Consider the following 22,584-nt stretch of genomic DNA (forward strand, 5'->3'; position numbering starts at 1 on the left):
GCTCCCGCACCTGGTGAGGAGGCCCGACAGATGCGTGCAACCGTGGGCGACCAGCTCGTACAGCACGGCAGGGTGGTCGGACAGCACGACAAGGTCGGCGAGATCGTCGAAGTGATGGGGCACGAGGGCACTCCCCCGTACCGCGTCCGCTTCGAGGACGGGCACGAGGGCGTGTGCTCACCCGGCCCCGACACCGAGATCCGGCACCGCGAAATGGACCACTGAGCCCCGTCCGGCCGGTTCAGCGCGGGGGCGTCGCCGGCTGACCGTAGTGGTCGGCGACCACCCGGGCCATCGCGCCGATCGGGTCCGCCGCGACCTCCCTCGCGGCGAAGAACACATGCCCGCGCACCTCCGGATGGCGTTGCGCGAGCGTGAGATGCCGGGAGAGCTCGGCGGGGTCCTGCCAGGGTGCGGGCTGCCCATCGGCCCCCGCCTTGTACAGCGCCTCACCGGCGTACAGCTGTGTGCCGGTGCCCCGTGCCACCTCGGCCCACCAGGGCAGCAGCTCGGCGTAGTCGGCGGCGGCGAAGCCGATGTGCCAGTACAGCTGCGGGACGATGTAGTCGATCCAGTTCTCGCGGACCCACCTGCGGGTGTCGGCGTGCAGGTCGTCGTACGTCTGCAGGGCCCGGGTGTGAGAACCGCGAGGGTCGGTGGTGGCGTTGCGCCACACCCCGAAGGGGCTGATACCGAAGCGCACACCCGGCCGGACCTTCTTGACGCGGGCCGAGGTCTCGCGCACCAGCAGGTCGATGTTGTCGCGCCGCCACGCCGCCCGGCTGGGGAAGCCGCCGCCGTACCGGTCGTAGGCGTCACCGTCGTCGAAGGTCTGGCCCGCCACGGGATACGGATAGAAGTAGTCGTCGAAGTGCACGGCGTCGACGGGGTACTTCTCCACCGCGTCGAGCATCGCGTCCTGGACGAAGGCGCGGACCTCGGGCAGCCCCGGGTTGTAGTACAGCTTCCCGCCGTACGGCACCACCCAGCCCGGGTTGCGGCGGGCCGGGTGGTTCTCCACGAGCCGGCCGGGGTCGGCGTGGATCGCGATCCGGTAGGGGTTGAACCAGGCGTGCAGCTCCAGGCCGCGCGCGTGCGCCTCCGTGACGGCCGTGCCCAGCGGGTCCCACCCGGGGTTCTCGCCCTGGGTCCCGGTGAGGTACCGCGACCAGGGCTCGTACGGGGAGGGCCACAGGGCGTCGGCCGTGGGCCGCGCCTGGAAGAACACCGTGTTGAGGCCGGCCTCCGCGGCGTGGTCGAGGTGGGCGAGGAGTTCCGCGCGCTGCTCGGCCGCGCTCAGGCCCGGGCGGGAGGGCCAGTCCCGGTTCTCCACGGCCGCCAGCCACACACCCCGCATCTCGGTGACCCGGCGAGGCACGGCGGACCGGCGGTCCGGCACGGCCACCGCCGCACCGCCCGAGGCCGTCGTGAGCGTCGACAGCGCCGCCAGCGCGAAAGCCCGACGTGAAAGACGTGAGACACGTCCCATCCGCACACCCCCGAACACCACGGATCCGCACGGTCACGGACCGTCTCCGGGCCCCAGAATGCCCGACGGATGCCCGACCCCGGCGATCGATCATCGATACTTGGCGGTAACGTGCACGAACGGAGCAGCGCACCGGACCCACGGAGCCTGCGATGTCCGTAGACCAGCGAAAGGGACGATGTGACCGACATCGAGCGCGTCGGAGTGGTGGGCTGCGGCCAGATGGGAGCGGGCATCGCCGAGGTGTGCGCCCGCGCCGGACTGGACGTGCGGGTCGCCGAGACCACCGGCGAAGCCCTGGAGATCGGCCGGACCCGGCTGTTCAACTCCCTGACGAAGGCCGCCGAGCGCGGCAAGATCACCGAGGAGGAGCGGGACGCCACGATGGCGCGCCTCAGCTTCACCACCGACCTCGGCGAGTTCTCGGACCGCGATCTGGTGATCGAGGCCGTCGTCGAGAACGAGCAGGTCAAGACCGAGATCTTCCAGGTGCTCGACCAGGTCGTGACCCGGCCGGACGCCATCCTGGCCTCCAACACCTCCTCGATCCCCCTGGTGAGGCTGGCGGTCGCCACCTCGCGGCCCGACCACGTCATCGGCATCCACTTCTTCAACCCGGCCCCCGTGCAGAAGCTCGTCGAGCTGATCCCGGCGCTCACCACCTCCGAGGGCACGCTCAGCCGGGCACAGTCCTTCGCCGAGAAGCTGCTGGGCAAGCACGCCATCCGGGCACAGGACCGCTCCGGCTTCGTGGTCAACGCGCTGCTGATCCCGTATCTCCTCTCGGCCATCCGGATGTTCGAGTCGGGCATCGCCAGCCGCGAGGACATCGACAACGGGATGGAGCTGGGCTGCGCCCACCCGATGGGCCCGCTGAAGCTGTCCGACCTGATCGGCCTGGACACGGTGGCCTCGGTGGCCTTCTCGATGTACGAGGAGTACAAGGAGCCGCTGTACGCCGCTCCCCCGCTGCTGCAGCGCATGGTCGACGCCGGCCGGCTGGGCCGCAAGTCCGGCTCGGGCTTCTACACGTACGGCTGAGCGTCCCGCGGCTGATTACGTACCGTAAGAATTCAGCCAACACGTGGGCCCGGCACCTCATATGGTGCCGGGCTCACTGTATTCACACGGCGTGTGCGCCGTGGGCTCGCATATGCCCCTCGCACACTCTCCCCACGCGCCCACCAGGCGAGTTGACTCTTCATGCGCATGCAAGGGATGACCCGACCACCGAGAGGAGTGGACTCGTGAACACCGACCCAGAGCATCCCGTCGTCCATGGCGAACTCGCAGAGTTACGCCGACGCCTCGACGTCGCCTACGCGCGTGTCGAGGGAGGGCTGGCTCTGCTCAGTCATCGAACCGAGGAGACGGACAAGGAAGTCGACGACCTGAGCACACGCGTCGTCGCACTGGAGCACGCCCGCTGGCCGTTGCCCGCGGTCGCGGTGATCACCGCCGTGGGCGCGCTCGTCGTGACGGTCTGGCAGGCTCTCGGCCACTGAGGTCCAGGACGCGGTGGGGGGACGTCAGGGCAAGGTGTCCTGGCCGAGCCTGAGGTGATGCAACAGGAGTAACGCGGCCGCCATGTTGGCGGCCGGGACCTCCCCACGGGCGACCATGTCGGGGATCAGCTTGAGCGGAACCCATTCCCGGCGGTCCGACTCGAAGTCGTCCACGGGGTGTCCGAGGTACTCGCCCTCGTCGGCCCAGTAGATGTGGTGCCGGGCGTCGGTGAGCCCGTTGGAAGGCTCCACGCTCATGAGGTGGTGCAGGGGTCCCGGCCGCCAGCCGGTCTCCTCCTCGAGTTCCCTCGCGGCCGCGGCCGCGATGTCCTCGCCGTCCTCGACGACGCCCGCCGCGAGTTCCCATCCCCAGCTGTCGGTGATGAAGCGGTGGCGCCACAGGAGGAGGACCTCGTTGGCCTCGTTCACCACCGTGGCCACGGCGACGGGCCGCAGCCGTATCAAGAAGTGATCGAGGTGCCGTCCGTCCGGCAGCTCCACATCTGCCAGGTTGACGGTGAACCAGCGGTTTTCATACACAGTTTGTTCGTTCTGTTTCGTCCACTGCAAGGTTCTGCCACCTTCCGTCGAGTAAGTGGCAATATCGCAGCAGGGACGATGAGGTGTCGGTGCCCACGTTCCGGTCTACAGCGGTACGCGCAGTGCCCCGTCAATGAGTTCGGCCGCCTCGGCCGTGCCCGCGCAGCCGCTGCGCACGAGGTGTTCGCGCACCGCCCGGAGTCTGTCGCGCAGCCGCTGGGACTCCATTCCGCGGGCCTGTTCGGCCATCTGCACCGCGATGACCACCGCCTTGTCGGCGTTGCCCTGGCGCAGCTCGATCGTGCTGAGCATGGCGAGCCGGTGCACCCGGCCCCGGTCGTGGGCGGGGTTGTCGACGGCGGCCATGGCGTGCTCCCGCGCCGCCGCCACCTCACCGAGGCTCAGCAGCGCCTCCGCCACCTGGACGTTGACGAGTCCCGGCTGGACATAGCCCGTCTCGGCCGGCTCGTATCCGCGCCGGATGCGGTCGGCGGCCTGCTCGGCCCGCCGGATGCAGGACAGCGCGCTCGTGCCGTCGCCGAGGTGCGCGTACGCCTTCGCCTGCATCGCGTACAGGTCGGAGGCGAGCGCCGGGGTGATGTGCGGGCCGGCGGCGCGCAGCGCGGCCTCGGCGAAGGCGACGGCCTGCCGGTACTCGCGCATGAACAGTGCCTGGTTGACGAGGAGCGCGATCACGTAGGCGCCCAGGCCGCGGTCCCCGCTGGCCTTGGCCAGCCTGAGCGCCTGGTGGAAGTAGCGCTGGGCGAGCCCGTGCGCGTCCGAGTCGTACGCGCAGATCCCGGCGACCGCGACCAGCCCGCCGGTGGCCCGGTGCAGTTGACGGCCCGTCTCGTCGGTGTAGCTGCCGCGCAGCAGCGGGGCGGCCTCGGCGTTCAGGAAGCCGACGATCCGGGTACGGGTCGCCACACCGCCGGCCTTGCGGTACATCTGCTCGTAGTGGGCACGGGCCGCGCGCAGCATCTCGATGTCGGCGGGGGTGACCCGGTGGCGGCCGCCCCGCGACACGTCGACGTCCTCGGGCGGGTTCTCCCACTCCCACACCGGCATCACGGCGGGCGTACCGGTGACCGCGGGCGCGCCCAGGATGTGCGGGCGCTGCTGCTCGTCGGAGCGCCACAGGGCGGTGGCCCGCTCCACGAACCCGGACAGCGAGGTGCCGTGCGGGGCGGAGGGTTCGCCCGGCACGCCGAGACCGATGTCGTCGAGGGTGACCGGCCGGTGCAGCCGGCCGGCGAGCACCTCGCAGATCAGGTCGGGCACCTGACCCCGGGGCCGCTGGCCCTTCAACCACCGCGCCACCGCGGTGTGTTCGTACCTGAGCGCGAGTCCGCGCGCCCGGCCGGCCTGGTTCACATGGGCGGCGAGTCCCGCGTGCGAGATGCCCGCCTCGTCCAGGATCGCGTCGAGCAGAGTGTTGGGCTGCATGGGATGGCCCCCCGGGTGGCTCGGTGCCGTCAGAGTAGTGGGTCCGCCTTCACACGGGGTGTGAACGGAGTACTCGAATCCGCGCTGTGTGCACACTGTTGCGGAGAGTTTCCAGCCGGTTGACTGAAATGCCTCGCAAGAGGCCGGCCGGGCCGCCGGCTCCCCCTCGTACAGTGCGGCGGCCCGACTCCGCGCCGTCCGCCCGGCTGCCTGCCCGACACTCCGTGGCGGGGCGGGCGGCGCACTGGCAACGCCGGTGGCCTCAGAGGTGGTTGGTCGGCTGCGGGTCGGTCGTGGCGGCCCGCGCGGTCCCGGGCGGTACCCCGGAAACGCACCCGGCCGTCCGGTCGTTGCGCAGCACCAGCAGGGCCACGTCGTCGGAGGGGGCGCCTCCCGTGTGGCGCAGGAGCGCGGTGAAGACCGATCCCAGGACAACCTGGGGACCTGCCGAGGGCCGGTCCCGGACGGCGTCCGCCAGCGCTCGGGAGAGGGGGAAGAACCGGCCACGGGAGTCCCTCGCGTCTTCGGCACCGTCGGTGTGGAGCACCAGTGCCTCGCCCGGCAGCAGACGGCCCCGGTGGGCGGGCGCGAGGTCGGACGGCAGCGGGAACGCCCCGAGCGGCGGCAGGGGGTCCGCCCTGGCGAGGGGTTCGACCTGGGTGCCGCTGATCAGATACGGCCATGGATGCCCGCAGTTGAGGGCGTGCACCTCCCCGTCCCGACGGATCTCCAGCAGCAGTACGGTCACGAACTCCTCGGCGGCCGGATGATCCGGCTCCGGGCCGGCCGAGGGGTGCTCCGCGCGGGCCTGCTCGCGCAGATGCCGGGCCAGGGCGCGCTCCAATCGGCGCAGCACACCGTCGAGTCCGGCCTCGTCGTGGACGGCCTCGCGGAAGCTGCCGAGGACGGCCGCGGCCGTGCCGATCGCCGCCAGTCCGTGTCCGCGCGCATCGCCCATCACGACCCGCACGCCGTGTTCGGTGGCGACGGCCTCGTACAGGTCGCCGCCGATGGTGGCTCCCCGGTCCGCCGACAACTGGGCGGCGGCGACGTCCAGCCCGTCGATGCGCGGGGGCAGCGGCCGCAGCAGCGCGCTCTGGGCGGCGCCGGCGACCTGCCGTGCCTGCCGGAGCTCGCGCAGCAGGGCGTGCCGGACGTGCAGTATCAGTCCGGTGCCGACGACGAAGAAGACGGCACTGGTGGCGACGCGTGCCTCGAGGCCGCTTTGCCGGGCGAGCGGACAGCCGAGCTTGTAGGTGATCGCGACGGCTCCCCAGACGGTGGGCAGGCCCAGCGCGAGGGCCCGCCGCAGCGGCCGGCGGGGCACCCCAGCCTTGGTACGGATCATGCCGACGGCCCCCCATCAGGCCCTGCAAGCGCAATCGGACCGACCCCGAAGGGCCGGTCCGATTCTGTCGATCGTATGACCCGAGAGGGCCCGATCACCGGGAGAAGTCACCCCATCGAGTGAGGTGACCGGTATGGGGGTTGTAGGGGGCATGTCCCCCGCAACGGCTAGCCCCTCAGCACTGCCCCCGTACGCTCGCCCGCGAGGGCCACCGCCGCGTCCCGGGCCGCCGACGCCTCGTCCACTGTCAGCGTCCGGTCAGCCGCCCGGAAGCGCAGCGCGTAGGCCAGGGACTTCCGCCCGTCACCGAGCTGCTCGGCGTTCTCGTACACGTCGAACAGCCGGATCGCCTCGAGCAGTTCACCCGCCCCGTCACGCAGCGCGGCCTCCACGTCGGCGTGCGGTACGAACTTGTCGACCACCAGCGCGACATCCTGCGTGGCGACCGGGAAGGTGGAGATGCCCGGCGCCTGCGGAGTCGAGTCGCCCACCCGCTCCACCGCGTCCAGGTCGAGCTCCATCGCGCAGGTACGCGCGGGCAGGCCCAGGGCCTTCACCACGCGCGGGTGCAGCTCACCCGCGTGACCGACGACCCGCTCCGCACCGTCGGTGACGATCACCAGCTCGGCGCACCGCCCGGGGTGCCACGGCCCGTACTGCCCGCCGCGCACCACGAGTTCCGCACCGGCCTCGCCCGCCACCGCGCGCGCCGCCTGGACCGCGTCGGCCCAGTCGGAGGGACGGCCCTTGCCCCACCAGCCGGCCTGCTCGCGGGCGCCCGCGAGGACGACGGCGACGTGGCGTGGCTGGTCGGGCAGCGCGGCGTTCAGCTCGGCGATCTCCTCGTCGGTGGGACGCCGGTCGACGGGCGGCGAGACGGCGGCCCGCTGCTCCTCGCGCGGGAGGAAGACCAGGCCGGTCTCGAACAGCGCGAGGTCGTGCGAGCCCCGGCCGTCGTTGCGCCGCAGCGCGCCGAGCAGGCCGGGCAGCAGCGAGGTCCGGAGGGCCGGCTCCTCGTCGTTGAGCGGGTTGACCAGCTTGACGACCCGGCGGGCCGGGTCGTCGGCGTCCAGTGCGAGCTGGTCGAAGACCTGCTCGGAGACGAACGGGTAGTTGGGCGCCTCGACGTAGCCGGCACCGGCCAGCACCCGGCCGACGCGGCGGTGCAGCCGCTGGCGGTGGGTGAGGCCGCGGCCGGAGGGGGGCTTGGGCAGCGTGGAGGGCAGGTTCTCGTAGCCCTCCAGGCGGATGACCTCCTCGGCCAGGTCGTTGACCTCGCCGAGATCGGGCCGCCAGGACGGCACGGTGACGATCAGCTCGTCCTGCCCGTACACGTCGCAGCCGATCTCCTGGAGACGGCGTACGACGGTCTCGCGACCGTACTCGATGCCCGCGACCCGGTCCGGGTGGTCGGCCGGCATGGTGATGGTGTGCGGCGCGGACGGCGCGAGGACCTCGGTGACGCCGGCCTCGGCGGTGCCGCCCGCGAGCAGCACCAGCAGGTCGACCGTCCGCTGCGCGGCGGCGGAGGCCGCCTGCGGGTCGACGCCGCGCTCGAAGCGCCTGGACGCCTCGGAGGACAGCTTGTGGCGGCGGGCCGTACGGGCGATGGAGACCGCGTTGAAGTGGGCGGCCTCGATGACCACGTCGGTGGTGGCACCGTCCTCGTGGTCGGCGATCTCCGTGTCGGCGCCGCCCATGACGCCGGCGAGGCCGATCGGGCCGCGCTCGTCGGTGATCACCAGGTCCTCGGCGTGCAGGGTGCGGGTGACGCCGTCGAGGGTGACGATCTGCTCGCCCTCCTCGGCCCGGCGGACGCCGATGGTGCCCTGGACGAGCGAGCGGTCGTACGCGTGCAGCGGCTGGCCGAGCTCCATCATCACGTAGTTGGTGACGTCGACGGCGAGCGAGATCGGGCGCATGCCGACCTTCTGCAGTCGGCGCTGCAGCCAGATCGGGGAGCGCGCCTCGGGGCTGAGACCGGAGACGGTACGGGCGGTGAAGCGGTCGCAGCCGACCGGCTCGGAGACCTGCACCGGGTAGCCGAAGGCGTTCGGGCCGGGCACGTCGAGGAGGGCCGGGTCGCTGAGCGGGAGGCCGTAGGCGATGGCCGTCTCGCGGGCGACGCCGCGGATGGACAGGCAGTCGCCGCGGTTGGCGGTGACGGCGATGTCCAGGACCTCGTCGACCAGTTCGAGCAGCTCGATGGCGTCCTTGCCGACCTCGGTCTCGGGGGGGAGCACGATGATGCCGTGGCTGCCGTCGTCGCCCATGCCCAGCTCGTCGCCGGAGCAGATCATGCCGTGGGAGGTCTTGCCGTACGTCTTGCGGGCGGAGATCGAGAAGCCGCCCGGCAGCGTGGCGCCGGGGAGGACCACGACGACCTTGTCGCCGACGGCGAAGTTGCGGGCGCCGCAGACGATCTCCTGGGGCTCGCCGGTGCCGTTGGCCTGGCCGACGTCGACCGTGCAGAAGCGGATCGGCTTCTTGAAGCCCTCCAGCTCCTCGATGGTCAGCACCTGGCCGACGACGAGGGGGCCCTTGAGGTCGGCGCCGAGGTGCTCGACGGTCTCGACCTCGAGACCGGCCGAGATGAGCTTGGCCTGGACGTCACGTCCGGTCTGAGTCGCCGGCAGGTCGACGTACTCCCGCAGCCAAGAAAGCGGGACCCGCATCAGATCTCCATCCCGAACGGCCGGGTGAACCGGACGTCACCCTCGACCATGTCTCGCATGTCTTCGACGTTGTGGCGGAACATCAGCATTCGCTCGATGCCGAACCCGAAGGCGAAGCCGCTGTACTTCTCCGGGTCCACGCCGCAGGCGGTCAGCACCTTGGGGTTGACCATGCCGCAGCCGCCGAGCTCGATCCAGCCCTCGCTGGAGCAGGTGCGGCAGGGGCGGTCGGGGTTGCCGACGGACTCGCCGCGGCACACGTAGCAGACCATGTCCATCTCGGCGGACGGCTCGGTGAAGGGGAAGAAGTTCGGCCGCAGCCGGGTCTTCATGCCCTCGCCGAACAGGGCCTGGACCATGTGGTCCATGGTGCCCTTGAGGTCGGCCATGGTCAGGCCCTCGTCCACGGCGAGCAGCTCGACCTGGCGGAAGACGGGCGTGTGCGTGGCGTCCAGCTCGTCGGTGCGGTAGACGACGCCGGGGCAGATCACGTAGACCGGCAGCTCGCGGTCGAGCAGGGAGCGGATCTGCACGGGCGAGGTGTGGGTGCGCAGCACGACACCGGACTCGGTGCCGCCGCCCTCGCCCTGCACGAAGAACGTGTCGGCCTCGCCGCGGGCCGGGTGGTCCGGGCCGATGTTCAGCGCGTCGAAGTTGAACCACTCGGCCTCGACCTGCGGGCCCTCGGCGACCTCGTAGCCCATGGCCACGAACACGTCCTCGATGCGCTCCGACAGGGTGGTGAGCGGGTGGCGGGCGCCGGCCGGTACGCGGTCGTACGGCAGCGTGACGTCCACCGCCTCCTCGACCAGCACGCGCTGGTCGCGCTCGGCCTCCAGCTCGGCCTGGCGGGCGGCGAGGGCCTTGTTCACGGCGCCGCGGGCCTGGCCCACCAGCTTGCCGGCGGCGGCCTTCGCGTGCGGGGGCAGCGCGCCGATCTCGCGGTTGGCGAGGGCCAGCGGGGAGGTGCCGCCGGTGTGGGCGACCTTGGCCTCCTGGAGCGCGTCGAGGGAGTCCGCGGCAGCGAAGGCGGCGAGCGCCTCGTCCCGCATGCGCTCGATCTCTTCCGGTTTCAACGCCTCGACCTCGACAGGGTCGTACGACTTATTCGGTGCCGACATCTCTTCCCGTGCTTCCGATTGCTGGCGGATGGTCCCCGTCCCGACTCGGGGGACGCGTCGTCCCTGAACGGGGACGCAAAGGTGCCAATGGCCGAGTCTAACGGGGTGGGGGTGGACGAATGCGCCCGCGGGCCGCTCAGGTCAGGTAGGCCGGAGCGCTCACGGGCAACGTAAATCGGAACTCGGCGCCACCGCCGGTGGCGCGGCCGACCGTGATGGTGCCGCCGTGGGCTTCGACGATGCCCTTGACGATGTAGAGCCCGAGCCCGGTGCCGCCGCGCTTGCTGCCCCGCCAGAAGCGGGTGAAGACGCGGTTCATGGACTCCTCCGGGATGCCGGACCCCTCGTCGCTCACCGTGACCGACGTGCCGGTGTCCTCGCCCTCGCGGGGGGACGCCGTGGGCGTGATGTCAATCGTGACGGTTCCCTCGCCGTGCCGCACCGCATTTTCCAGCAGGTTGCTGAGCACCTGGTCGATCTTGTCGGGGTCGGCCCACAGGGCGGGCAGCGGCTGTGCCATCCGCAGCAGGAACCGGTCGGCGGCGAGGCCTGCGGCGACGTACGCCTGGATGTGCCGGCCGACGGCGGCGCCGATGTCGACGGGCTGGCGCCTGACCTCCAGGCGCCCGGAGTCGATGCGTGAGATGTCGAGCAGCTCGGCGATGAGCCGGGTGACGCGGTCGGCGTCGGCGTCGACGGTCTCCAGCATCAGGCGTTTCTGGTCGTCGGTGAAGCGTTCCCACTTCGCGAGGAGGGTGGCGGTGAACCCCTTCACCGAGGTGAGCGGCGAGCGCAGCTCGTGGGCGACGGTGGCGATCAGCTCGGCGTGGCTGCGCTCGGTGCGGCGGCGGGCCTCGGTGTCGCGGAGGCTGACGACGACCCGGTGGACGGGTCCGGTGGGCCGCGTCCGGACGAACTTCGCGGAGACGAGGACCTCACGGCCGCCGGGCAGCAGCAGGTTGCGCTCGGGCTGTCCGACCCGGATGGCGAGACCGCCGTAGGGGTCGGTCAGCTGCCACCACCGCCGGCCCTCCAGGTCCTCTAACGGCAGGGCCTTCTCCAGCCGCTGTCCGAGGGCGTCCTCGGCGGGGAGGTCGGTGATCCGGGCCGCCGCGGCGTTGAAGCAGACCACGTGCCCGTGCTCGTCCGCGACGACGAGTCCGTCGGGCAGCTGGTCGGGATCGATACCGAGCTCGGCGAGATCACCGGGCCGCGGCGCGGGCGGGCGCCGTACGTCCCGTGCTCCCGGTGCGCTGCTCGTGCCGACACTCATCCCCGTACCCCACCTCTCAGGCGTCTGAGGGGCCCCCGAGCTGGTCACCCTACTAGCTCTCGGTGACGGAGCGGCACCCTCCGGAGGCGCGCTGTGCACGGGCCGACGCATAGAGACATACGGCGGCGGCGGTGGCGAGGTTCAGGCTCTCGGCCTTCCCGTGGATCGGGACGCGCACCACGGCGTCCGCCAGTGCGCGGGTCTCCTCGGGGAGCCCCCAGGCCTCGTTGCCGAACACCCAGGCGGTCGGCCCGCCCATGGTGCCCTTGTCGAGCTCGCCGTCGAGGTCGTCCGTCCCGGCGCCGTCGGCGGCGAGGATGCGGACGCCGGCCTCCTTGAGGCCCTCGACGGCCCGCTCCACGGGGACGCCCACGGCGACGGGGAGGTGGAACAGCGAGCCGACGGAGGCCCGTACGGCCTTGGGGTTGTAGAGGTCGACGGAGGCGTCGGTCAGGACGACGGCCTCGGCGCCGGCGGCGTCGGCGCACCGCAGGACGGTCCCGGCGTTCCCGGGGTCCCGGACGTGCGCGAGCACGGCGACCAGCCGGGGCCGGGCCGCGAGGATCTCCTCGAAGGGCGTGTCGAGGAACCGGCAGACCCCGACGAGTCCCTGCGGGGTGACGGTGGTGGAGATGTCGGCGATGACCTGCTCGTCGGCGAGGTGTACGCGGGCCCCGGCGTCCCGGGCCTCGCCGATGATGTCGGCGTAGCGCTCGGCGGCCTCCGGGGTGGTGAAGAGCTCGACCAGCGTGGAGTCGTGCGCCGCCGCCTCCCGCACGGCCTGCGGTCCCTCCGCGAGGAACAGCCGCTCCTTCCCCCGGAAGTTCCGCCGGGCGAGCCGCCGGGCGGCGGCGACGCGGGGGGAACGGGGGGAGATCAGCTCGGAGGCAGCAGACATCGGACTCACTTTCAGCACTCTTCTCCGCCGGGGGGCGGAGAGTGCTCCGCCGCTACGGCGATCAACCACGACGGCGGACTACGGCGGTGCCGAACCCGCCGCACCGCTCAACGCAACGGACCCGCAGGCAGAAAACCCACGGGTCCGTACAGTCACGTCGGCCTAGGCCCAGCGCGGCGTCACGCGGCCTTGGGCGCGTTCACGTCCGCCGGCAGCGCCTTCTGGGCGACCTCGACGAGCGCCGCGAAGGCACCGGCGTCGTTGACGGCCAGCTCGGCCAGGATCTTGCGGTCGACCTCGACGTTGGCGGCCTTCAGACCCTGGATGAAGCGGTTGTAGGTGATGCCGTTGGCGCGGGCAGCGGCGTTGATGCGCTGGATCCACAGCTGACGGAAGTCACCCTTGCGCTTCTTGCGGTCGTTGTAGTTGTAGACCAGCGAGTGGGTGACCTGCTCCTTGGCCTTGCGGTACAGGCGCGAACGCTGACCGCGGTAGCCGGAGGCCGCCTCGAGGATCGCCCGGCGCTTCTTGTGGGCGTTGACTGCCCGCTTGACGCGTGCCACTTGTTAACTCCTTGTAGCGGGGCCGCGGTTGGACTCACGCGGCCCGGTATCGATTGGGTCCCGGTCTTGACGTACGGCGCTCAGTGGAGGCGCCGTCGCGTCACTTGCCGAGAAGCTTCTTGATCTTCGCGGCGTCGCCCGGGGCCATCTCGGCGTTGCCGGTGAGGCGACGCGTCACACGGGACGACTTGTGCTCGAGCAGGTGGCGCTTGCCGGCACGCTCACGGAGCACCTTGCCGGAGCCGGTGATCTTGAAGCGCTTGCTGGCACCGCTGTGCGACTTGTTCTTCGGCATAGCGCCGTTCTCTCCTCGTCGGTGGCGCTCCGGTGCCCGGTCACGAAAACCGGGCACGGTGGAGCGTCGCTCTTGTATCGGTTACGTCCTGGGGACTCGCGTCCCCCGGGGTCACGCCTCGGCCGGAGCCTCGACGGAAGTCTCGGCCGGAGCCTCGACCTCCTCGACGTGGTCGGACTCCGCGGCGTTCTGCGACTTGCCGGGGTTGGCCTTCGCTTCTGCCTTGCGGGCTTCCTGCGCCTGGCGGGCCTCGGCCATCGCCTCGGTCTTCTTCTTGTGCGGACCGAGAACCATGATCATGTTTCGGCCGTCCTGCTTCGGGTTCGACTCGACGAAACCGAGGTCCTGGACGTCCTCCGCGAGACGCTGCAGCAGTCGGTAGCCCAACTCGGGCCGGGACTGCTCGCGACCACGGAACATGATCGTGATCTTGACCTTGTCGCCCTGCTTGAGGAACCGGACGACGTGACCCTTCTTGGTGTCATAGTCGTGCGGGTCGATCTTCGGCCGGAGCTTCATCTCCTTGATGACCGTGTGCGCCTGGTTCTTGCGCGCCTCACGGGCCTTCATGGCCGACTCGTACTTGAACTTCCCGTAGTCCATGAGCTTGCACACAGGCGGACGGGCGTTCGCCGCGACCTCGACCAGGTCCAGGTCGTACTCCTGCGCAAGCTCCAGTGCCTTGGCCAGCGGGACAATGCCCACCTGCTCGCCACTGGGACCGACAAGTCGCACCTCGGGAACGCGAATCCGGTCGTTGATGCGGGGCTCGGCGCTGATGGATCCTCCTCGGTTAGCACCACACGGCCATCTGGCGGACGGCCGCGTATGTCTCTTTTGACAGACCTAACCGCGCCGAAGCACAAAAAATGCCCCGGACGATCACAGGCGGGGCTCCAAGCACTACCGGAGCACCGCCGCGGTGATGCCGCGGGGCGCGCTTTCGGACGACTCCATCGTCCGTACGGAACGATGGTGGCCGCCTGACCGGGGTGACCCGCCGTCCCGGGGGACGGTCAGGTGGGAGATCGGAGCCTCCACTTGTGGGCCAGTCACACTTACACACGCGTGTCCGGCCGGTCGTCACACAAGGTTAGCAGCTACCCGGGGGTGGTGCTAACCGGCGTACACCGGGGCCTATCGTGTGGGGCATGAGTGACACCCCTCCTGAGTCCCCCGATGCCCCCGACTTCGACGAGATGACCCGCGACATCGCGGAGGTCCCCGCCGTCGAGGTGATCGTGACGGTCGCCGTCAACCTGATGAGCGCCGCCGCGGTGAAGCTCGGCCTCACCGAGGAGGGCGACAAGTACAAGGACCTGGACGAGGCCCGCAAACTGATCCACGCCCTGGCCGGTCTGCTGGACGGAAGCGCGACCGAGATCAGCTCCTTCCACGCCGCCCCGCTGCGCGACGGCCTGAAGTCGCTGCAGCTGGCCTTCCGCGAGGCGTCGCTCGTCCGCGACGAGCCGGGCCAGGGCCCCGGCGAGAAGTACACCGGCCCGATCTACGGCTAGTCCGGGCCACGGCTTCTCAGCCGCGTACGTACAAGGGCTCGCCCGGTGGCGTCGCCCCGGCAGGCAGCAGTGCCAGGTCGAGGCCGCGCACCAGGCGGGCCCTCAGCGTCCGGTCGGCGGCGAGCCGCTCGGCGACCGCCCGGGCGACCTCGGGCGGGGAGGCGGCCGCGTCCAGCACGAGGGCGAGGGTGCCGTCGGCCTGCCCGGGGCCGAGGTGGGCACGCAGCACGGCGGGTTCGGCGGCCACGACGTCCCGAACCGCCGCGACGACGGCCGGGTCGGCGAGCGGATCCGTGGTCGTACGCCCTTCCGCGAGCGCCAGCAGCGCGGTCCCCGTCAGCTCGAACGGAACCGGCCCGGCCATGTCCAGCACCACCGTGTCCGCCTTCTCGTGCGCGGCGGCCTGGAGCGCCTGGTGCAGCGGTACGGCGACCGGGCGGGCCGAGGCGTCCCAGCGGGCCAGCGACTCGGTGGAGGTGAAGGCGGGCAGGGCGGTGCGGTGGCCGGCCTTCAGGGTGGGTACGGCCATGTCGCTGGTCTTCTCGCGGCGCAGTCCGTTCTCGTCCTCCTCGACCTCGCCGAGCACGGCCACGACGGGGACTAGGAGCCGGGCGCCCTTGAGGGCCTCCAGGACAGGGCCGACGGCGGAGCCGTCCTCGGCCCAGGCGGCGAGCGCCGCGCTCAGCCGGGGGTCGGCCGAGCCGTCGTCGTCGGAGAAGCCGGGGTCGGGAATGTTCTTGTTCGCCACGATCACCGACCCTATAGGGGGGATGCTGCTGGGCTTGTGCGGGCCCGGAAACGCGGCCGTGACCCACTTCACAGGTTTCTCGGATTTCCCTGACCCACATCTAACGTCCGTCTAACGGCCCGCACAGTCGGCGCCCCGACCATCGCGGGCATGGAGTCTTCCAGAGCCCCCCGCAACCGCCGCTCCCGTTCCTCCCGGCCCTTCCGACGCCGGCCGTTGCTGTACACCGCGCTCGCCTCCGTCGCCGTCCTCGGGGGTACGGCGGCCGGGACCGTCTACGTGCAGGCGCGGGCGCACTCGGGTGGGGGCGTCGTATCGTCGGCGGCGACGCCGTCGGCCTCGTCGTCGGCCGCGACTTCCGCTTCGTCGGACCAGGAGGCATCGGTGGAACCTGTGGCGGCGCCGGCCGTCGACCACGACGGTCTGCTGGCCGCCGCCATGCGGTCGGTGGGCGGGGCGGACGACGCGGAGGTGTCCGCGGCCGTGCTCGACCTCGACTCCGGCGTGGGTGCCTCGTACGGCGAGGGCCTCTTCGACACGGCGAGCATCGTCAAGGTCGACATCCTGGCGGCCCTGCTGCTCCAGGCGCAGGACGCCGACCGGCCTCTCACCGCGCGGGAGAGGTCGTACGCCACCGCGATGATCGAGCACAGCGACAACACCTCCGCGTCGGCCCTGTGGCGGGCCATCGGCAAGGCGGACGGCCTCGACGCGGCGAACGTGCGCCTCGGACTCGCGGACACCGAGGGCGGCGACGACATGCTGTGGGGACTGACCCAGACCACGGCCACCGACCAGCTCACCCTGCTCCGGCAGGTCTTCGGAGCCGACTCGGAACTGAGCGAGGCCTCGCGGACGTACCTGCGGGAACTCATGGGGCGGATCGCCACCGGGCAGGACTGGGGGGTCTCCGCCGCGGCGGACGGTTCCGGGTGGGCCCTCAAGAACGGCTGGCTGCCACGCAGCACCACCGGGCTGTGGGACATCAACAGCATCGGACGGGTGACGGCGCACGGCTCCGACTATCTGGTGGCCGTCCTGTCGAAGGGCAACTCGACGCAGGCGGCGGGAATCTCGCTGGTGGAGCGGGTGGCGAAGGCGGCGCTGTCGGTGTTCACGGACACGGACACGTCCCCATCCACGGCCACGGGCACGGCCCCGTCCACGGCCCCATCCACGGGCACGGCCACCGACACGGACGAACCGGTTTCGGACTCCGCCTCGGTGGCGGTCACGCGGTGAGTCCCGGGTGAACCAAGGCCGCCTACAAGGTCACGGCAAGCGGGTTGAGTCGTCGCCACTGTGTGCTCCCGGCGCCGGCTCCGGCAGATGACCCCGCGTGATCAGCCCTCCGCCCGGGCCGTGGTCCCGGCGACGAGCGTGGCCAGCATCTCCTCCAGGGTGCCGGTGAAGTCCATGCGCAGGGCCGCGAGCGAGGGGTCCGCGGCGTAGGCGGCGAGCATGGCCGCGGAGGGCCGGGCGTGGGTCCACACCGCGCCGATCACCATGACGGCCTGGGCGCTCAGCTGCCCGGCCCGGTCGCCCAGTTCGGGAAGGTGACGGCGGGCCAGGGCGGCCAGCGCGGCGACGTTGTCAAGGGCGGATCGCTTGTAGCGGGCGGCCACGTCGGCGGAGACGTTGTGCTCCAGGACGCCGGCCTGTGCGCTGAGCAGGTCGCACAGCACCCGGTTCTGCGCGACGGAACGGGTCAGCACGGCCGCGAATGCCTGACCACGCTGCTGCGCCGTGGCGTCGGAGGCGATCGCCGCGTCCAGCTGGGCGGGGAGCTCGGCCGTCCATCGCCGCCAGTTGTGGTCCAGCAGTTCCAGCAGGACGGCCTCGCGCGACTCGAAGTACCTGAGCACGTTGGACTTCGCCAGGCCCACGCGCCGGCTCAGCTCGTTGAGACTGACCGCACTCACCGGCATCTCCTCGAGCATGGCCGCCGCGGTGTCGAGGATCGCCCGCTGCCGGATACGAGGCGGCGTCGATCGCCTCGCGCAGTCGGTGAGTCGCAGATTCTGGACGCGCACGGGAACGCGGGCAGACCGGCCCGCTCGGTCTAGAAGTCGTCGTCGTAGCGGGTTCGGCGGCCGCGCCACAGGAGGACCGCCGCGATCAGGAGGAGTCCGCCGAGGGTGCCCGCCAGGGGGGCCGCCCAGTCCGCGGTGGTGTTCTCGTCCGTGGCGGCGTCGGGGCCCGAGCCGAAGTACCGGTCGCCGTAGGCGGCGGCCTGGAGGCCCTCCGGCTTGAGGCGGTCGGCCGCGGCGAGGGCGGCGGCCGGGTCGATGAAGCCGAAGCCGCGGGAGTCGTCGCGGCCGTCGGCCGGGGCGTTGCGGGCCGTGCTCTCCAGGAGCTTCTTGACCTGTGCGGGGGTGAGGTCCGGGTGGGCGGCCTTGATGAGCGCGACCGCGCCGGAGACGAAGGCGGAGGCGGCGCTCGTGCCCCAGCCCTCGTAGTACTTGTGGTCGGGGTCGGCGATGACGACGTCGACGCCGGGGGCGCTGACCGTGGCGTACCAGCGGCGGGTGGAGAAGGAGGCGCGGGTGCCCAGGCGGTCGACGGCGGTCGCGGCGATCACGCCCGGGTAGGCGGCCGGGTAGGAGATGTGGTCGCCCTTCTCGCCGCCGTTGCCGGCCGAGGCGACGACGACGGAACCCTTCTTCAGGGCGTACTGGACGGCCTCGTCCTCGGCGGGTTCGGGGTGGGCGGAGGCGGAGTCGTCGCCCAGGGAGAGGTTGATGACGTCGGCACCCTGGTCGGCGGCCCAGCGGATGCCCTCGGCGAGCGCGTTGCCGCGGGTGCTGCGGGCCTTGGCGCGCGCCGGGTCGCCGTCCTCGAGAATCACCCGGACGGGAAGGATCTTCGCCTCGGGGGCGATACCCATGACGCCGTCGCCGTCCCCGACGCCGTGTCCGTGGCCTGCGATGATGCCGGCCATCGCGGTGCCGTGGCGGGCCCAGGAGCGGTCGCCCTCCTTCGCGCCGAAGCCGACCATGTCCTTGCCCGTGAGGACGTTGCCGTCCAGGTCGGGGTGGTCGGCCTCGACACCGGTGTCCAGGACGGCGACGGTGACGCCCGCCCCCTTGGTGGTGCGCCAGGCCTCCTGGGTGTGCATGGCGTCCAGGGCCCACTGCTTGGCGCGTATGCCGTCGGCGTGCGCGGCGGTGGGCGGGACCAGCGCGATCGACGCCGCGAGCAGGACGCTCAGGGTTCCGGCTCTGCGGGTCCTGCTGCTCATCCGGCGCACGCGGCTCATGAGGTCTTCTCCGTGGGCGAGCTGACGGTCTTGCGCAGTCCGCGTTCGACGCGGTCGGCGAGCCCCTGGGCCTCGTTGCCGAGGCCGGCCTGGGCGGGGGCGGTGGTGGCGCCGGACTTCATGGCCTCGGCGGCGGGCTCCGGGGCGTCGACCGTACGGCCGTCCGCCCAGCCGGAGACGGCGTAGACCACGACGGGGGCGTCGGTCAGGACCGAGATGGTCCAGGAGGCACGCTGCTCGGGACCGAAGCCGGCTGCGACGGTGCCCTTGGCGGCGTACGGCCGGGGCATGAGGTCGTCGCGGCTGCCGAGGTCCTCGTCCTCGAACCTCTTGTTCAGGGTGGTCGTCGCGGCGGCGTCGGCCTTCGTGAAGAGGATGCCGACGGTGGTGACGTAGCTCTGGGTGGCGTCGGTGTAGGTGGCGCGCAGGAGACGGCTGCAGCCCACCGTCGACAGGGCCTTGCGCAGCAGCGGGTCGAAGGCGTTCTGACAGCCGCTGTCGGGGGCCACCGCGATCCGCGTCCAGGCCCGGTCGGAGCCGCCGGGGCCCGCGCCCTGGCCCTCGACCGTGGGCGGGAACAGCTGGTCGACCGGGATGTTGTGCCACAGGCCGCGCGCGGCGGCGAAGGTGTCGCGGGTGCCGCTCTCCCCCGGCTCCCCGATGAGCCAGGTCCCGGTCACGGCACCGCCGATGAGCCCGAGTCCGAGGACGACGCAGGCGGCCACCAGGGCGATGCGCGGCCGTACCCGCACGCCGAACGTCCGTGACCGCGACCGCGACGGCGCCTGTTCGTCGAACCCCTCCGGCTCCCCGAACGAGATCACGGGCCGGCTCGCACCGGCCGTCCCGCCCGGCGCCATGGGGGCGCTCCAGGAGAGGGCGGGGTCGGGGTTCGTCGGCGCGGACCCCGCACCGGGGGTGACGGACGGCGGGGCGGCCGGTGCCGGAGGCGTTCGCCGGTCCTCGACGGGGACGGCGGGGGGCAACGGGGCACGAAGCCCGCCGAGGGACGCGGAGGGCGTGCGCGGGTGACCGGAAGGACCGGTGGACGCCGGGCGCGTACGCGGGCTGTCGGCCGGGGCGGCGGGCCCGGAGGTCATGCGCGTTCCACCGGGACGGCCGCCGGACGCCGAGGGCGTGTGCGGATCGGCGTCAGGGCCGGTGGACGCCATGGGAGTGCGTGGGGCGCCCGCGGCCTCGGCGGGTGCGGAGCCCGCCCGCGGTCCGGCGGCGCGATCGGCGGCCTGCGCCTGACGGGTGGGGCGGGGCGGCCTGGACGGGGCGTCCGGCCGGCGTACCGGCTCGCCCGACTCCGCGCTCCGGCGCGCGTCCGTCTCGGACGGCGTTTCCACGGGAATCGGCCGCATCCGGAAGGTCGTCTCCGCGGCGGTCTGAGCGGGCACGCCGGCGCGGTGGGGCGGTATCGGCGGGCGATGGCCCGGCCGGGGCGGCACGGGATGCGGTGTGGCGGGCGCGGCACCAGGACGGGGAGGAATCGGGCCCGACCCGGAGGGCGGGGTGCTCGGGCGCGGTGGCACGGACCCCGAAGGCGACAGCGCGGAACCGGCGCCGGACGCCACCGATTCCGAGGCCGGGCCTGACGGAACCGATCCCGAACCCGAACCCGAACCCGAACCCGAACCCGAACCCGACGGCGCGGAACGAGGGCGGGGCGGCATCGGGCCCGGGCTCGTCCGGTGGACGTTCTCTCGTGCCGTGTCGCCGCCCGCTGTCGGCGGGGTGTCCGGGAAGCGGGCCGAGGCCCGGGGCGGTGGCGGGGGCGGGGAGCCCGCGGGCCGGGGGGAGGTTCTCGGGATGCGGGGTCGGTCGGTCCGGGGCGTGGTGGTCGCGCCGGTCCCGTCGCTCTCCGCGGCGCGCCGGGGCGACGTCACCGCGCCGTAGCCGTCACCGCTCGCGGAGGCGACCGGACCACGGGCGGCGGAAAACCCTCCCGGCACCGTGCCTTGTCGCCCCGGGGAGGTGGCGGTGGAGCCCGTCCCGTCGGGCCGGTGCCCGCCCGCTTCCGCGTCGCTCGCCCGGCCCGCGCCGGCCGACCAGCCCCGGTCTGCCGCGTCGGACCAGCCACGACGTGCCGTGTCGGTCAAGCTTCGGCCTTCCCCCTCGGACCAACCCCGGCCCGCCCCGTCGGTCGCGCCCCGGCCCCTGTCGCCGCCGAACCAGTCTCGGGGAGAACTGTCGGGCCGCGCGTCGCCGTCGGTGCCTGCGCTCCGCCGGGCCGCGTCGCCGTCGGTGCCGATGTCCCGCCCGTTCACGTGATCGGCGCGGCCTCGGGGCGCGTCCGAGGAGCCGGGCCGGCCCGAGTCGTCGGGCTCGCCCTCCCCCACCGCGGGCGGCCCGGGCGGGCGGGGTGGCGTCGAGGGGCGCGGGGGGACGGCGGGGCGGCGTGCTTCGGTGCTCATGCGGGCCACCCCCCGTTTCCTCGTGCCCGGGCCGTCTCCTCGTACGCGGGCCGCGGATGTCGTGGGCCCGCCCGGTGCGGACGAGGCCGTCCGGGCACGCATACCCGCACGGCCGGACCGGCATCCCGCGGCCTGCGACCGGCGGTGGAGCGATCCTCCGTGCGTGCGCGTCACTCTACGGGTTGTTCCTGCGCGAACGGGAACCAGTCCGCGAGGCCGGGGCATCTGCCCGGAACGTCCCCCTACCCTGCGGTAATCCAGTCTGGCAGGCTGCGTCCATGACTGCGCGCGCCGCCGACCGGGCCCGTTACGACAGGGCCACCGCCCATCTCGACGCCCCCCTCGCGATCGTGGACCTGGACGCCTTCGACGCGAACGCGGACGATCTCGTCCGCCGCGCCGCCGGCAAGCCGATCCGCGTCGCCAGCAAGTCCGTACGCTGCCGGGCCCTTCTGGAACGCGTCCTGGCCAAGGACGGTTTCGCGGGCATCATGTCCTTCACCCTCGCCGAGTCCCTGTGGCTGGCGCGGAGCGGGTTCGACGACATCCTGCTCGCCTATCCCTCCGCCGACCGCGCCGGGTTCGCCGAGCTCGCCTCCGATCCGAAGCTCGCCGCCGCCGTGACCGTGATGGTCGACAACCCGGCACAGCTCCGGTTCATCGACGAGGCGCGCGGCGGCGGTCGCGAAGTCGTGCGGGTCTGCCTGGAGTTGGACACCTCGCTGAAAATGTTCGGCGGGCGGGTGCGCGTCGGAGCGCGGCGCTCGCCGCTGCACTCCCCCGCCCAGGTCGCCGACATGGCCCGTGCGGTGGCCCGGCGGCCGGGGTTCAAGGTCGCCGGGATCATGGCGTACGAGGGGCACATCGCGGGTGTCGGCGACGCGGTCGCCGGGCGGCCGCTGCGTTCCCGTGCCGTGCGGCTCATGCAGGCCACCGCCCGCCGGGAGCTCGCCGAGCGGCGCGCCGGGGTGGTGCGCGCGGTCCGGGCCGTCGTACCGGACCTGGAGTTCGTCAACGGCGGCGGCACGGGCAGTGTGCAGCACACCGCCGCCGAGGACGCGGTCACCGAGATCGGCGCCGGATCGGGGCTGTACGTGCCGCGGCTGTTCGACAACTACACGTCTTTCAGCGGGCGTCCGGCCGCGCTCTTCGCCCAGCCCGTCGTACGGCGGCCGGGTGTCGGGGTCGTGACGGTGCTCGGCGGCGGGTATCCCGCCTCCGGTGCGGCCGGGCCCGACCGGCTGCCGGTGCCGTATCTGCCGGAGGGACTGAAGTACGACCCGCAGGAGGGGCCCGGCGAGGTCCAGACGCCGCTGCTCGGCTCGCCGGCCGACGACCTGCTGCTCGGCGACAAGGTGTGGTTCCGCCACGCGAAGGCCGGTGAGCTGTGCGAGCGGTTCGACGCGCTGCACCTGATCGAGGGGGACGCGGTGACGGGGACCGTGCCGACGTATCGCGGGGAGGGCCACACGTTCCTGTAGGCCGGG

The 22,584-nt window shown here is 72.4% G+C and carries 20 protein-coding genes and 1 pseudogene; 6 read left to right on the plus strand and 15 right to left on the minus strand.

Annotated elements, in window-relative coordinates; genetic code table 11:
- Positions 1 to 30: 30 nt before the first annotated feature.
- Entirely contained in the window at positions 31 to 225 is a 195-nt protein-coding gene (locus tag AQJ84_RS25685; RefSeq protein ID WP_030038434.1) for a DUF1918 domain-containing protein, read from the plus strand.
- A 16-nt stretch (positions 226 to 241) separates the two neighbouring features.
- Here AQJ84_RS25685 and AQJ84_RS25690 read toward each other — a convergent pair whose 3' ends face one another.
- A complete protein-coding gene (locus tag AQJ84_RS25690) occupies positions 242 to 1,489 on the minus strand; it encodes a glycoside hydrolase family 10 protein (RefSeq protein WP_053193141.1) in 1,248 nt (415 codons plus the stop codon).
- 180 nt (positions 1,490 to 1,669) lie between these two features.
- On the opposite strand from AQJ84_RS25690, the gene AQJ84_RS25695 reads away from it, so the two are divergent.
- The gene (locus AQJ84_RS25695; RefSeq protein WP_030038432.1) at positions 1,670 to 2,530 is read left to right on the plus strand and encodes a 3-hydroxybutyryl-CoA dehydrogenase; all 861 of its coding nucleotides are present in this window, start codon (positions 1,670 to 1,672) and stop codon (positions 2,528 to 2,530) included.
- 206 nt (positions 2,531 to 2,736) lie between these two features.
- On the plus strand, positions 2,737 to 2,994 hold the full coding sequence (locus tag AQJ84_RS25700) for a hypothetical protein (RefSeq protein ID WP_030038431.1): 258 nt from the start codon (positions 2,737 to 2,739) through the stop codon (positions 2,992 to 2,994).
- Positions 2,995 to 3,018: 24 nt separating this feature from the next.
- On the opposite strand, the gene AQJ84_RS25705 is transcribed toward AQJ84_RS25700, so the two are convergent.
- The 10 genes and pseudogenes from AQJ84_RS25705 to infC form a co-directional block, all read right to left on the minus strand.
- On the minus strand, positions 3,019 to 3,564 hold the full coding sequence (locus AQJ84_RS25705; RefSeq protein ID WP_030038430.1) for an NUDIX domain-containing protein: 546 nt from the start codon (positions 3,562 to 3,564) through the stop codon (positions 3,019 to 3,021).
- A gap of 75 nt (positions 3,565 to 3,639) precedes the next feature.
- The gene (locus tag AQJ84_RS25710) at positions 3,640 to 4,980 is read right to left on the minus strand and encodes a hypothetical protein (RefSeq protein WP_030038429.1); all 1,341 of its coding nucleotides are present in this window, start codon (positions 4,978 to 4,980) and stop codon (positions 3,640 to 3,642) included.
- Positions 4,981 to 5,242: 262 nt separating this feature from the next.
- The gene (locus AQJ84_RS25715) at positions 5,243 to 6,328 is read right to left on the minus strand and encodes a PP2C family protein-serine/threonine phosphatase (RefSeq protein WP_030038428.1); all 1,086 of its coding nucleotides are present in this window, start codon (positions 6,326 to 6,328) and stop codon (positions 5,243 to 5,245) included.
- A gap of 167 nt (positions 6,329 to 6,495) precedes the next feature.
- On the minus strand, positions 6,496 to 9,003 hold the full coding sequence (gene pheT / locus AQJ84_RS25720; RefSeq protein WP_030038427.1) for a phenylalanine--tRNA ligase subunit beta: 2,508 nt from the start codon (positions 9,001 to 9,003) through the stop codon (positions 6,496 to 6,498).
- The gene (gene pheS / locus AQJ84_RS25725) at positions 9,003 to 10,124 is read right to left on the minus strand and encodes a phenylalanine--tRNA ligase subunit alpha (RefSeq protein ID WP_030038426.1); all 1,122 of its coding nucleotides are present in this window, start codon (positions 10,122 to 10,124) and stop codon (positions 9,003 to 9,005) included. The genes pheT and pheS overlap by 1 nt, the downstream gene beginning before the upstream one ends.
- A 136-nt stretch (positions 10,125 to 10,260) precedes the next feature.
- Complete coding sequence (locus AQJ84_RS25730) at positions 10,261 to 11,397, minus strand: sensor histidine kinase (RefSeq protein WP_053193118.1); 1,137 nt, start codon at positions 11,395 to 11,397, stop codon at positions 10,261 to 10,263.
- 52 nt (positions 11,398 to 11,449) lie between these two features.
- Positions 11,450 to 12,295 (minus strand): TrmH family RNA methyltransferase, encoded by an 846-nt coding sequence (locus tag AQJ84_RS25735; RefSeq protein WP_030038425.1) that lies wholly within the window; start codon positions 12,293 to 12,295, stop codon positions 11,450 to 11,452.
- Between the two features lie 179 nt (positions 12,296 to 12,474).
- Positions 12,475 to 12,858, minus strand: coding sequence for a 50S ribosomal protein L20 (rplT, locus tag AQJ84_RS25740; RefSeq protein ID WP_018549117.1), 384 nt, complete (start codon positions 12,856 to 12,858; stop codon positions 12,475 to 12,477).
- 100 nt (positions 12,859 to 12,958) lie between these two features.
- Positions 12,959 to 13,153, minus strand: a complete 195-nt coding sequence (rpmI, locus tag AQJ84_RS25745) for a 50S ribosomal protein L35 (RefSeq protein ID WP_003977225.1) — start codon at positions 13,151 to 13,153, stop codon at positions 12,959 to 12,961.
- A gap of 111 nt (positions 13,154 to 13,264) precedes the next feature.
- A pseudogene (infC, locus tag AQJ84_RS25750) lies at positions 13,265 to 13,958 on the minus strand (translation initiation factor IF-3).
- 346 nt (positions 13,959 to 14,304) lie between these two features.
- On the opposite strand from infC, the gene AQJ84_RS25755 reads away from it, so the two are divergent.
- Positions 14,305 to 14,670, plus strand: coding sequence for a DUF1844 domain-containing protein (locus AQJ84_RS25755; protein WP_030038423.1), 366 nt, complete (start codon positions 14,305 to 14,307; stop codon positions 14,668 to 14,670).
- 16 nt (positions 14,671 to 14,686) lie between these two features.
- Here the strand turns inward: AQJ84_RS25755 and AQJ84_RS25760 are convergent, their stop codons facing one another.
- Positions 14,687 to 15,418: an SseB family protein gene (locus tag AQJ84_RS25760; protein WP_053193138.1), complete on the minus strand. Its 732-nt coding sequence runs from the start codon at positions 15,416 to 15,418 to the stop codon at positions 14,687 to 14,689.
- A gap of 150 nt (positions 15,419 to 15,568) precedes the next feature.
- Here AQJ84_RS25760 and AQJ84_RS25765 point away from each other — a divergent pair, with 150 nt between their 5' ends.
- Positions 15,569 to 16,660 (plus strand): serine hydrolase, encoded by a 1,092-nt coding sequence (locus tag AQJ84_RS25765; RefSeq protein WP_051869592.1) that lies wholly within the window; start codon positions 15,569 to 15,571, stop codon positions 16,658 to 16,660.
- A gap of 101 nt (positions 16,661 to 16,761) precedes the next feature.
- Here the strand turns inward: AQJ84_RS25765 and AQJ84_RS25770 are convergent, their stop codons facing one another.
- From AQJ84_RS25770 to AQJ84_RS45145, 3 genes are read right to left on the minus strand one after another with little or no spacing between them, the layout of a single operon-like run.
- Positions 16,762 to 17,436: a TetR/AcrR family transcriptional regulator gene (locus tag AQJ84_RS25770; protein ID WP_030038420.1), complete on the minus strand. Its 675-nt coding sequence runs from the start codon at positions 17,434 to 17,436 to the stop codon at positions 16,762 to 16,764.
- A gap of 44 nt (positions 17,437 to 17,480) precedes the next feature.
- Complete coding sequence (mycP, locus tag AQJ84_RS25775) at positions 17,481 to 18,659, minus strand: type VII secretion-associated serine protease mycosin (protein ID WP_053193128.1); 1,179 nt, start codon at positions 18,657 to 18,659, stop codon at positions 17,481 to 17,483.
- Between the two features lie 14 nt (positions 18,660 to 18,673).
- Positions 18,674 to 19,498, minus strand: coding sequence for a hypothetical protein (locus AQJ84_RS45145; protein ID WP_030038418.1), 825 nt, complete (start codon positions 19,496 to 19,498; stop codon positions 18,674 to 18,676).
- A gap of 1,877 nt (positions 19,499 to 21,375) precedes the next feature.
- On the opposite strand from AQJ84_RS45145, the gene AQJ84_RS25790 reads away from it, so the two are divergent.
- Positions 21,376 to 22,578 carry an amino acid deaminase/aldolase gene (locus AQJ84_RS25790; RefSeq protein ID WP_053190429.1) on the plus strand — a complete coding sequence of 401 codons (1,203 nt, stop codon included), beginning with the start codon at positions 21,376 to 21,378 and terminating at the stop codon, positions 22,576 to 22,578.
- Positions 22,579 to 22,584 lie beyond the last annotated feature (6 nt).

Origin of the sequence: Streptomyces resistomycificus (genome assembly GCF_001514265.1) — a bacterium.
GTDB classification, from domain to species: Bacteria; Actinomycetota; Actinomycetes; order Streptomycetales; family Streptomycetaceae; genus Streptomyces; species Streptomyces resistomycificus.

Excerpts from the sequence above, each read along its gene's own strand:
- AQJ84_RS25685 (WP_030038434.1), top strand. The coding sequence starts at position 31 with ATGCGTGCAACCGTGGGCGACCAGCTCGTACAGCACGGCAGGGTGGTC.
- AQJ84_RS25690 (WP_053193141.1), bottom strand. The coding sequence starts at position 1,489 with ATGGGACGTGTCTCACGTCTTTCACGTCGGGCTTTCGCGCTGGCGGCG.
- AQJ84_RS25710 (WP_030038429.1), bottom strand. The coding sequence starts at position 4,980 with ATGCAGCCCAACACTCTGCTCGACGCGATCCTGGACGAGGCGGGCATC.
- AQJ84_RS25715 (WP_030038428.1), bottom strand. The coding sequence starts at position 6,328 with ATGATCCGTACCAAGGCTGGGGTGCCCCGCCGGCCGCTGCGGCGGGCC.
- pheT (WP_030038427.1), bottom strand. The coding sequence starts at position 9,003 with ATGCGGGTCCCGCTTTCTTGGCTGCGGGAGTACGTCGACCTGCCGGCG.
- pheS (WP_030038426.1), bottom strand. The coding sequence starts at position 10,124 with ATGTCGGCACCGAATAAGTCGTACGACCCTGTCGAGGTCGAGGCGTTG.
- AQJ84_RS25730 (WP_053193118.1), bottom strand. The coding sequence starts at position 11,397 with ATGAGTGTCGGCACGAGCAGCGCACCGGGAGCACGGGACGTACGGCGC.
- AQJ84_RS25735 (WP_030038425.1), bottom strand. The coding sequence starts at position 12,295 with ATGTCTGCTGCCTCCGAGCTGATCTCCCCCCGTTCCCCCCGCGTCGCC.
- rpmI (WP_003977225.1), bottom strand. The coding sequence starts at position 13,153 with ATGCCGAAGAACAAGTCGCACAGCGGTGCCAGCAAGCGCTTCAAGATC.
- AQJ84_RS25755 (WP_030038423.1), top strand. The coding sequence starts at position 14,305 with ATGAGTGACACCCCTCCTGAGTCCCCCGATGCCCCCGACTTCGACGAG.
- AQJ84_RS25765 (WP_051869592.1), top strand. The coding sequence starts at position 15,569 with ATGGAGTCTTCCAGAGCCCCCCGCAACCGCCGCTCCCGTTCCTCCCGG.
- mycP (WP_053193128.1), bottom strand. The coding sequence starts at position 18,659 with ATGAGCAGCAGGACCCGCAGAGCCGGAACCCTGAGCGTCCTGCTCGCG.
- AQJ84_RS25790 (WP_053190429.1), top strand. The coding sequence starts at position 21,376 with ATGACTGCGCGCGCCGCCGACCGGGCCCGTTACGACAGGGCCACCGCC.